The following is a 9,540-nucleotide window of genomic DNA, read 5'->3' on the forward strand; positions in this document are numbered from 1 at the left end:
AACCTTACTTTTTTGAAAACCTCGCCGTTCGTGGTGAAGGGAGAGAGTCAGGAAAAACCTTTTATTCTTATGCCCTAAGCCCTACGGACGGTGGGGCGATGCTGGAGTTCGGGAAGCACATCAACGTTGGCAATGACCTCTTCGTCGTCAGGAACCTGATAGGCTCAATACTTGAGGGCGTGGGTCTGGCCTACCTCTTCCCCGTTCTCCTCATCTGGTTTTATCCCAACGAAGTCGGTTACGTGCCCTACTTTGCCCTGCCCGGAATGGCCTGCGTTCTCCTGGGGGCTTGGCTCAGCAGACACTCCCACAAGATTGAAGATGTGAACCTGAGACAGGCCATGATAGCTGCTGCCTTTACTTGGCTCTTCGCCTCGTTCGTCAGCGTCGTTCCCTTCATGGCAATAGCCAAGATGTCCTTTGTAAACTCATACTTTGAGAGCATGAGCGCGTGGACTGGAACGGGACTCACAATGATGAGCCACCTTGAGAGCTATCCCAGGATACTGCTCTTCTGGCGCGCTTGGATGCAGTGGCTCGGTGGTATTGGCATTGTCCTTGTCGCCCTCACGATCCTCATAAGGCCTGGTGTAGCTGCCGCGAGGCTCTACAAGGCCGAGGCCAGAAGCGAGAGGATCCTGCCGAACCTCGTCAACACCTCCAAGGTTATCTTCCAGATCTACCTCGTCCTGACTCTCATCGGGGCCTATCTATACTATCTCAACGGAATGAGTCCCTTTGATGCACTCACCAACTCAATGACAGGCCTGGGGACTGGTGGTATGAGCACTCACGACCAGAGCATAGGCTTCTTCCACAGCCCGGCAATAAACGCGGTTACGATATTCCTCATGATTATGGGTGCGGTCAACTTCACGGTTCACTACAGGCTCTTCAAGGAGCACTCTCTCAAGCCATTCTTTGAAGACATCCAGGTGAGATACCTCTTTTTCTTCCTCCTCCCTGCGGTGGCGATAATAGCCTACAACCTATATCAGGTGGGTTACCCAATCGGCCAGGCGTTGCAGGGCGCCGTCTTTCACGCAGTTTCGGCGATAAGCTGTACGGGCTTTCAGATATCGAGCCTCGCTAACTATCCGGAAGTCTCGAAGTTCATACTGGCGATACTCATGGTAATTGGAGGCGGAGCCGGTAGCACCTCGGGCGGAATAAAGCTCATCCGCGTTACCTTAATGTATGAGAGCCTGAAATGGACGATACAGAGCGCCATACTCCCGAGAGGGGCAGTCATAAGAAGAAAAGTCGGGAACTACATCTTCAGTGACGAGGACATACAGGAGGTAATGAGCTTCACAATGACGTATCTAGCCTTCTTTCTCGTGGGGACAATATACACGATGATCCGTGTGAAGGCGAGCTTGGTCAATGCGATGTTTGAAGTCGCATCCGCCCAGGGAAACGTTGGCCTCAGCGTTGGGATAACCTCACCCTCGATGCCCCTTGACCTGAAAGTACTCTTCATCCTCCTCATGTGGATCGGGAGGCTTGAGATATTCTCAACCCTCGTGTTCCTTATCAGTACCGTGTTCTTGTTCTCCTCCATTAGAAGGAAGTGAGTGGGCGAGGATGTCCATGACGCTGAGGCGCTCCCCCCTGAGGGAGTGCAGATAATCGCTCAGCTTGAGGACGAGCTCAAGTCTAGTATCTGGGTCTTTTATCTTCTCAGCCTCCTCCAGAGCAGCTCCGGCCAGTTTTATGGCCTTCTCTCTATCCCGATTTTCCTCAAACATTGCAATGTAGTAAAGGGCCGTTGCCCTGTGAAAGGGGTTTGAGATCAGCCGGAGAATGGAAAAAGCCTCGTCCATCTTGTCCTCTTCATAAAACTTTTCAACCAGATGGACGAGGACGGGCTCTATAACCTCCCGGTTCCTTACCATTCTAAAGGCAAAGTCCGCCTTTGAGAGCAGCTCCTCCTCGATAAGAGACATCAGGATTTCCTTCAGCAGGTCCGGGTACTCCTTCGCGAGGTTTATTGAGGCCTTGAGCGCTAAATCTCCATTGAAATCGTCTCCGAGGAGGTAGAAGGCCTTCGCTGCCTCCCCAAGCAGAAGTGCCCTCTGCCTGTTGGATTCCAGTCCGTTTATATATGGTATCAGCTCCCTTAGGACAGCCCTCAGCTCTTCCTTCTCAGATTCAGAGGTAGCTTTCAGGTGCTGGACGAGTTCCCGGAGGATTATCCTAAGGGCCACGAAGGTGTTGAGCTGGGAACGTAACCCCTCAAGGAAGCTGAGGGCGCTGGCTATGTTTCCTGCCTCGACATAGCTCTCTATCCGTTCTAGTATCTCTACCTCTGACTGTTTGATTCCCCCGTGTTCGAAGAGCCCCTTAAGTTTCTCCATTGGTCGTTCCCTTCCCGAGGAGGAGCTCCAGGTAGGATCTCCTCTCGAATTTTTTCACCCCAAGGTCGAGAAGAATCTTCCTCAACTTCTCAACCAGACTTGGAACCTTTTCCTTGTCATCAACGAGCGTTTCTATCTCGATAAACTTTCCCAGGCCCTCAACCTCGTCCAGGGTTATCACCACGCCCTTCTCGACGTAGTACTTCTCCCTCTCCTTCACCACCGTGAGAACCTCAGTGAAGCCTAGGCTTTCAAGTATCTGAGTGTGCCTGTCTGGGTCGGTCAGCTCAACCTCTATTTCCTTCCTCGTCTTGGACTCACTGTCCAGTTTGGGTCCCTTGTACGTCATGAAAGCCTCGAAGTGCCCGTTGAAGCGCTTCACCCTTATCCTTAGGGCTTCGTCGGTCTTGGAGAAGTCCCTGCAGGGATGTCTGTAGTAGGTGTCCTCGTGGTGTTCCCTCCTCAAGAGCCTGTACTTCTCCCTAACCCTCTCAAAGGTTTCTTCGTCGGCATAGCCTTTCAGTTCAACTTCTATCACAACAACACCCCCAGGTTTTTGGAAAGCTTCTCCTCACAGGCGGAGCAGTAGAGGGAGCTCTTAAAGTCAGTGTCAAGGATTGAGTTGGAGAAGTGCATCACACACCTCGGGTTCGGACAGTGGCCCAGCCCAAAGACGTGGCCGAGCTCGTGCATTGCTTCCTTAACGGCCCTCTCCTTCAAAAGCTCTTTGTCTGGTTCCCTTCCGTAGAACTCGGGCTTCAGCCGATGGATGGATACGATGGCCGTCCTGAGGGTCGAGTTTGCTAGGCCGAAGATGAAGTTCAGGCCCTCCTCATAGAGATCAAGTTCCGTAACGCCCAGAACCGCCGTCCCTCTCACTCTTTTTTCAATGCCTGTGAGGGTCGGCAGAAAAACCCGGCCGAGGTACTGCCCCCTTAATGGATTAAAGGCGCGGGAAAAGGGCTCTACAGGAATCTCCGGGAAGGGCTTAACCCCAAGGCCAAAGCGGGAGTAGTAATTGTCCACGAAGTCAGCTATTGCCTCTAAGACGGTTCTATCTACCCTGCCTATGGGAATGGTCAGTATCATGGTCATCGGTTAAGATTGGAGAAGGAAGCCAATAAAGTTTTCGAGAGGAAGAAAAGTCAGGGAGTTAAATTCATCGGCCTGAGCTCCTCAAGGAGGTGCTTGGCGAGCTTTATGGTAAGATCTATGTCTCTCAGGTCAGCGGTCTCGACCTGGCTGTGCATGTACCTTATCGGTATGCTCAGCACGGCCGTGGCCACGCCTTCCCTGTTAATCTGCATTATGTTCGCGTCGGTTCCGGTTGGCCTTGGTGAAGGCTCGACCTGGAGCGGTATCTCGTACTTCTTTGCAACTTCGTCGGCGAAGGCCCTGACCTTCGGGTTGATGTTCGGCCCAACGTCCATAACCGGGCCACCACCGAGCTTTGGCACTATCCTGCCCTTGTCTCCAACCTGCTTGGCGAAGGTGACGTCCATCGCTATTCCTATTTCTGGGTCTATGGCGTAGCTCGCAACCCTCGCCCCGCGGAGGCCGACTTCCTCCTGGACACTGCCAACGAAATATATATCGGCCTCGTGGTTCTCGATTGCCTTCGCGGCCTCTATCATAGCGTAGAGACAAACCCTGTCGTCAAGGTATGGCGTTGCAATCCTGTTCTCGTTGAGCTGCACAAATGCGGGGGCAAACTCGCCGACGGTGCCAATGCGGAAGCCAAGCTCCTCCGCCTCTTCCCGGCTGTCAGCGCCGACGTCAACAACTATCGTGTCCCAGTCGGCGGCCTTTTTCCTATCTTCAGGCTTCTGAATGTGGGGAGGTATGTGACCGACAATGCCAAAGCGCTCGCCCTTCTCCGTGAAGAACCTTATCCGCTGGGCGACGAGGGTTCTCGGGTCAACGCCACCGACTGGAACGACGTGGAGGTAGCCCTCCTTGTCTATGTGGTTCACCATGACGCCAATCTTGTCCATGTGTGCCGCTATCATCATTTTCGGTCCGCTACCCTTCTTGTGGGCTATGACGTTGCCGAGCCTGTCGACCTTTACCTCGTCTACGTGATCCTTCAGCTCCTCGACAACGACGTCCCTAATCCCCAGAAACTCGTGCCCAGAAATACCTGGAGCTTCAACGACTTTCCTAAGCAGTTCGAGGTTTACCATTCCCATCGCCTCCTTTAGATTTCCGTCTCAATGTATTCGGCTGGCTTAATAAAGTTTATCCAAGGACGGCCTGCAACTGGGCCTCCTCACCGGGTTCTAACTCCACCTCCCAGATGATCCTACCATCTTCGATTCTGGCTTTCCCTTTCGTGACTCTGACTTCCCTGGCACTGACGGGCCTCTCGAAGTGGTAGTGGAGAGGCCTCAGGCGAGGGGCCTTGACCTTGGCGAAGTAGTAGCGGTCGAGGGTTTCCTCGTGAAAGCTTGGGGTCGCGAAGGCGAGATAAGACGTTCCCGCGAGAATAAGTCCGCTGGCTATGAGGATGAGGGCGGTAAGGTCATTACCTGTTTTTTCTTCTCCTGTTGTTGAGGGAGGAATGGCATACGTCTGGTTGCTAATTGTTTCGGACTTGGTTGTGGAGGACGTCGTTGGGGATGGCCTCACCGGTCTAACGGCCTGAAGCACCGCCTGTGCCCCTATGTAATCGTCGCTCTGAGCCGACACGATGAGCGTCCCATAGCCTGTTTTGTTGAGGTTCACCGTTGCAAGCCCAGAAGAGTTCGTAACCGCGTAGTCCTTTCCGAGCGGGCCTGATGCCGAGAGGGTGACGTTCGGCACTGGAAGACCAGTTGAATCCACGACCTTTACTATCAGGGTCGAGTTCCTCTGCTGATAGCTTATGAAGAGCCTCTTGACCTCGACGAAGGTCGTTACGATTTTTCCGTCTAGGTCGAGGACGACCTCATAAGTTCCGGGCGTGTCCACCGCGTAGGAGACCTTTCCGCTCTCGTCGGTCGTGAACTCAACGCCGTTTATCGTCACCTTGATCCCGGGGACGCCGCCGCTGGAGTTGTAAACTATGACCGTTATCGCCCCGTTCCTGAAGAACGCCCTGTAGGAGAGCTTCCTTTGATAGACCCTGAAGGTCTTGGTGACCTTCTTGAACTTCCCCCCCAGGTTGGCCCAGAGGGCAACCGTGTAGTTCCCTATCTCGGGTCTGTGCAGGGTTATGTTCCTCTCCCACTGTCCCCCCGCCTGGATGTATGTGGAGTTCTCGTTTTCAATTAGTCTGACACCGTCGCGGGATATAGAGTACCCCACAGTCCCCAGAAGGACTCCGTTTGACTTCGATTTAACGATTAGTCTTATCCCAACGTCATGCCCGTAGAGGTACTCCTTCCCGACCTCGACGTCAATGGAGTAGTCACTAAGAATTCCGACCCTGATTTTCACAGGTGCCTGGGTGTAAACTGAACCAGCCCTCGCAACGATCGTCAGGTTGTAAACCCCCGCCGAAATGAGGAGGACTTTGATGCTGAGGCTTTCGTTGAGGGTTCCGTTCGGGGGTACTGGAACCCTGATGAGCTTCGTCTGGTAGATGAATCCCTCGGCCGGGCCTGTAACATAGACCGTGACGTTTCGGAGGGTGTCGTTTCCGAGGTTCTTTATCTGGAAGGGTATCGTAACTGTCTCCCCTGGGACTGCATTGATGACCTCCTTCAGGGGGTTTATTATCAGAACGGTCTCACCGGCGTTGGCTGGCGAGAGAACGACCCCAATGGGGAGCAACAGGATGAAAATGAGAACGACGCTAAGCCTTTTCACGGGTGAGCACCTCCAGCAGGGTTGGCTGTTTTCCGATAATTTCTTCAAGGGTCAGAAAGTCCATGGAGGGCTCAATACGGTAGCTCTTTCCGTTGGGGGTGAGTGTCTCCGGATGGAACAACCTCCACCCCTTCCCCTTGAACTTGATCGCCAGGAGGGGCTTTCCGCCGAAGCGCTCCGAAAAGGAGGTTAACTTTTCCACGTCTTCCTTTGGGACGTAGAGCCTCTCCTCGCCCGTGCTCTTGACCTCTATGCAGAGGTACACCTCTCCGTTTCCGGCTATCAAATCAACCCTGTGACTGCCGGCGGAGCGAACGACGGCGAAGCCGGCCCGTTCCAGCAGCTTTGCCAGTTCCCTCTCCGCGTTGGCCCCCCGTCTGTACTTCATTGCGCTTCCCTGTCATACCTTGTCAGGTTATCTTTATAAGTTCTCCCCGGAACTATAACCTGGTGATTGAGATGACCGTTTACGAGCTCAATGGTAGGAGGCCCAAAATTCACCCCACGGCTTTCATTGATGAGACTGCCTCGGTGATCGGCGACGTCGTTCTGGAGGAGAAGACGAGCGTCTGGCCGTCAGCTGTTCTCAGGGGCGACATAGAGCAGATTTACGTCGGCTGTTGCTCCAACGTTCAGGACAACGTCAGCATACACACCTCCCACGGTATCCCAACGAGGATTGGAAAGTACGTCACGATAGGTCACAATGCAGTGGTTCACGGCGCCACAATTGACGACTACACGATAATAGGCATGGGGGCGATAATCCTCGACGGTGCTAAGGTAGGGAAACACGTTATCGTAGGCGCAGGAGCCCTCGTTCCCCCGGGCAAGGAGATACCCGATTACAGCCTCGTCATAGGCATCCCTGGAAAGGTCGTCAGGCAGCTCAGCGAGGAGGAGATTAAGTGGACAAAGAAAAACGCCGAGATATATATGGAGCTCGCCGGGATGCACCTTAAGGGAAGAAAGAAGATAGAGTGAGATAAGATGATTTACAGGCTTCTCTCCCATGTTCCCCATATTGTTTTCAAGCCAGTTTATGACATCTACGAGCGCTACCTTCTCGAGAAAGTCAAGTCGGGGGAGATCCCAAGGCACGTCGCGATAATAATGGATGGCAACAGGCGGTGGGCGAGGAGGATTGAAAAACCCCCCTGGTACGGGCACCTCTTCGGTTCCAAGAAGCTTGAGGAAATTCTTGAGTGGTGCATGGAGCTGGGGATAAGAACCCTGACCGTCTACGCTTTCTCGACCGAGAACTTCCATCGGAGAAAGGAGGAAGTCGAGGCGTTGATGAAGCTCTTTGAGGAGAAGTTCAAGGAGGTCGTGAGGGACGAGAGAATTCATAGGCACGGCGTAAGGGTCAACATCATCGGGAGAAAGGAGCTCCTCCCCGAGAACGTTAGGAAAGCAGCCGAGGAAGCCGAGAGGGCGACCAGGAAGTACACGAACTACACCCTCAACATAGCCCTGGCCTATGGCGGGAGGAGCGAGATAGCCGATGCCGTCAGGGAGATAGTCAAGGATGTCCTGGCGGGGAAGATAAAGCCCGAGGACATCGACGAGGAGCTGATAAAAGGCTATCTTTACTATCCCAACATGCCCGACCCTGACATTGTGATAAGGACAGGCGGTGAGGTCAGGATAAGTAACTTCCTCCTCTATCAGATAGCTTACAGTGAGCTCTTCTTTGTCGATGTTTATTTCCCGGAGTTCAGGAAGATAGACTTCCTGAGAATAATCAGGGAGTTCCAGAGAAGGCAGAGGCGCTTCGGCCGTTGAGGGCTTTTAAAGTTTTCCGCTAAAGTTATTAACGTTGGCTTCGACTTCTCAGCGGTGGGTTTCATGAACTATGGTGAACTAAGTCCGGGTGTTAAGAAGGTGTATTCACAAGTTCGCTATCTTGACGAGTATCACTGGGAGATAGACGGGAGCTCAATAACAGGCTTCCACAAGAGGAGCAACGTCGGGGTTATCATAGACGTGGCAAAGAACAGGGAGGAAGCGGACTTTCTGGCCGGAAAAGTCGTTAACGGAATACACCTCGTTGCGATTCCTGACAAGGGAGTTTTCTACATAAAGGACGGGACCTTCGTCCTTACATACCGCTACCTCAAGGCCACCCTCGCGGACATAAACGACCACATAGTCTGGGCCGGTTTCAAGGTCGTCGAGAGGGGTGGCAGATTCATCCAGGAGGACATCTACGAGTATCTCGGTGCTGCCCTCGTGAATCACATAAAGTCCAACAGCCTCGCCGGCCAAGACTACATCTTCTGGCAGTTCTACAAGTGCGAAGTATGCGGGAAATATGTTGACATGGAGAGCCTCGGGGATCACCTGAGGGAACACGGCGTCAAGCTCCACGAGAAGAGCGAGGAGCGCTATGAGATATTCGAGATAAACTTCAAGGATGGGAAGGTCTACGACAAGTTCGGCAGCCCCGTGTCCCTTGACAAGTTCAGCGATGAGGCGAGGGAGTTTATCAACCATGTCCTCTCTGGTCACTGATGTAGGCTATCTCCTCCCTATAGGTGACTGGAGAAAGGGAATGGAAGGGTTCAGGGCTGAAAAGTTCAGCCCCTGAACTTGGGCCTCCTTGAGAGAAGTAGGGGAAGGGGCCTTGGCCTGTACGGGAAGCCCTCGGTCTTCCCCTTTATCTCCTTTATTATGTCTTCCAGCTGCATCTCAAGCTGTTTGCCGTCCTCCCTTCTTCTCACCGTTACGGTGTTCTGCTCCTTTTCGTTCTTACCGACGACGATAATGTAGGGAATCCACTCCTTCTCGGCCTTTCTTATCTTCTTGTTGAGCCTGTCGCTGGTATCGTCAACGTCAACCCTTATCTTCGCTCCTTCGAGCTTTCCGGCAACGTAGAGCGCGTAGTCCATGACCTCATCGCTGACCGGGATAACCCTAACCTGTATCGGGCTGAGCCAGAGCGGAAAGCTCGGTTTTATTCCCTTTGCCTGGAGCTTCGCCTGCTTCTCGAGTATGGCGTACATAACGCGCTCTATGGCTCCGCTCGGCGAGCAGTGGAGTATGAGCGGGTAGCGCTCCTGCCCGTTTTCATCGTAGTAGGTTATTCCAAAGCGCTCGGCGTTCTCGACGTCAATCTGGACTGTGCTTAAAGCTGCAGCCTTGTCGAGGTTGTCCACGAAGTTGAACTCAAACTTGAGTATGAAGTAGAAAAACCTCTGGTCCCACATTTCGATGAGAACGGGTTTGCTTATTATCTTTGCCAGCTCGACTATGAAGTTCTTATTGGACTCCCAGAAGTCGCGGGTGAACCTTATCGCTACCTCGTAGTCATCCGGAGTAAGACCGACCCCCTTGAGAACCTCCATACTGAGCTTGTACTGCTTCTTGAACTCGTCCATGGCCTGTTTGA

General features: G+C 53.1%; 11 protein-coding genes. 4 read left to right on the forward strand and 7 right to left on the reverse strand.

The window, feature by feature from the left end; translation table 11 throughout:
• Window positions 1–98 precede the first annotated feature (98 nt).
• Window positions 99–1,577 carry a TrkH family potassium uptake protein gene (locus MVD07_RS05425; RefSeq protein WP_297499462.1) on the forward strand — a complete coding sequence of 493 codons (1,479 nt, stop codon included), beginning with the start codon at window positions 99–101 and terminating at the stop codon, window positions 1,575–1,577.
• Here MVD07_RS05425 and MVD07_RS05430 read toward each other — a convergent pair.
• The 6 genes from MVD07_RS05430 to hjc are packed head-to-tail and all read right to left on the reverse strand — an operon-like array spanning window position 1,518 to window position 6,537.
• The gene (locus MVD07_RS05430) at window positions 1,518–2,360 is read right to left on the reverse strand and encodes a hypothetical protein (RefSeq protein WP_297499464.1); all 843 of its coding nucleotides are present in this window, start codon (window positions 2,358–2,360) and stop codon (window positions 1,518–1,520) included. The genes MVD07_RS05425 and MVD07_RS05430 overlap by 60 nt on opposite strands.
• Entirely contained in the window at window positions 2,347–2,898 is a 552-nt protein-coding gene (gene cyaB / locus MVD07_RS05435; protein WP_297499466.1) for a class IV adenylate cyclase, read from the reverse strand. The genes MVD07_RS05430 and cyaB overlap by 14 nt, the downstream gene beginning before the upstream one ends.
• Complete coding sequence (locus MVD07_RS05440; protein WP_366078466.1) at window positions 2,895–3,455, reverse strand: archaemetzincin family Zn-dependent metalloprotease; 561 nt, start codon at window positions 3,453–3,455, stop codon at window positions 2,895–2,897. Before MVD07_RS05440 ends, cyaB begins: the two co-directional genes overlap by 4 nt.
• Window positions 3,456–3,505: 50 nt before the next feature.
• Window positions 3,506–4,543, reverse strand: a complete 1,038-nt coding sequence (locus tag MVD07_RS05445) for a lysyl aminopeptidase (RefSeq protein WP_297499481.1) — start codon at window positions 4,541–4,543, stop codon at window positions 3,506–3,508.
• Between the two features lie 55 nt (window positions 4,544–4,598).
• Window positions 4,599–6,149 (reverse strand): hypothetical protein, encoded by a 1,551-nt coding sequence (locus tag MVD07_RS05450; protein WP_297499467.1) that lies wholly within the window; start codon window positions 6,147–6,149, stop codon window positions 4,599–4,601.
• Window positions 6,136–6,537 (reverse strand): Holliday junction resolvase Hjc, encoded by a 402-nt coding sequence (hjc, locus tag MVD07_RS05455; RefSeq protein ID WP_297499469.1) that lies wholly within the window; start codon window positions 6,535–6,537, stop codon window positions 6,136–6,138. Before hjc ends, MVD07_RS05450 begins: the two co-directional genes overlap by 14 nt.
• 71 nt (window positions 6,538–6,608) lie before the next feature.
• On the opposite strand from hjc, the gene MVD07_RS05460 reads away from it, so the two are divergent.
• The 3 genes from MVD07_RS05460 to MVD07_RS05470 all read left to right on the forward strand — a co-directional run bounded on the left by MVD07_RS05460 (window position 6,609) and on the right by MVD07_RS05470 (window position 8,663).
• Complete coding sequence (locus MVD07_RS05460; protein WP_297499483.1) at window positions 6,609–7,133, forward strand: gamma carbonic anhydrase family protein; 525 nt, start codon at window positions 6,609–6,611, stop codon at window positions 7,131–7,133.
• A 6-nt stretch (window positions 7,134–7,139) separates the two neighbouring features.
• The gene (gene uppS / locus MVD07_RS05465) at window positions 7,140–7,934 is read left to right on the forward strand and encodes a polyprenyl diphosphate synthase (protein WP_297499471.1); all 795 of its coding nucleotides are present in this window, start codon (window positions 7,140–7,142) and stop codon (window positions 7,932–7,934) included.
• 63 nt (window positions 7,935–7,997) lie between these two features.
• Window positions 7,998–8,663, forward strand: coding sequence for a TBP-interacting protein (locus tag MVD07_RS05470; protein ID WP_297499485.1), 666 nt, complete (start codon window positions 7,998–8,000; stop codon window positions 8,661–8,663).
• Between the two features lie 65 nt (window positions 8,664–8,728).
• Here the strand turns inward: MVD07_RS05470 and MVD07_RS05475 are convergent.
• On the reverse strand, window positions 8,729–9,540 hold an 812-nt coding region (locus tag MVD07_RS05475), incomplete at its 5' end, for a His/Gly/Thr/Pro-type tRNA ligase C-terminal domain-containing protein (protein WP_297499473.1).

The sequence above is a fragment of the Thermococcus sp. genome, from assembly GCF_027008145.1.
Taxonomy (GTDB): domain Archaea; phylum Methanobacteriota_B; class Thermococci; order Thermococcales; family Thermococcaceae; genus Thermococcus.

Coding starts and splice junctions, on each gene's coding strand:
- MVD07_RS05425 (WP_297499462.1), top strand. CDS start 99: ATGCTGGAGTTCGGGAAGCACATCAACGTTGGCAATGACCTCTTCGTC.
- MVD07_RS05430 (WP_297499464.1), bottom strand. CDS start 2,360: ATGGAGAAACTTAAGGGGCTCTTCGAACACGGGGGAATCAAACAGTCA.
- MVD07_RS05440 (WP_366078466.1), bottom strand. CDS start 3,455: ATGACCATGATACTGACCATTCCCATAGGCAGGGTAGATAGAACCGTC.
- MVD07_RS05445 (WP_297499481.1), bottom strand. CDS start 4,543: ATGGTAAACCTCGAACTGCTTAGGAAAGTCGTTGAAGCTCCAGGTATT.
- hjc (WP_297499469.1), bottom strand. CDS start 6,537: ATGAAGTACAGACGGGGGGCCAACGCGGAGAGGGAACTGGCAAAGCTG.
- MVD07_RS05460 (WP_297499483.1), top strand. CDS start 6,609: ATGACCGTTTACGAGCTCAATGGTAGGAGGCCCAAAATTCACCCCACG.
- uppS (WP_297499471.1), top strand. CDS start 7,140: ATGATTTACAGGCTTCTCTCCCATGTTCCCCATATTGTTTTCAAGCCA.
- MVD07_RS05470 (WP_297499485.1), top strand. CDS start 7,998: ATGAACTATGGTGAACTAAGTCCGGGTGTTAAGAAGGTGTATTCACAA.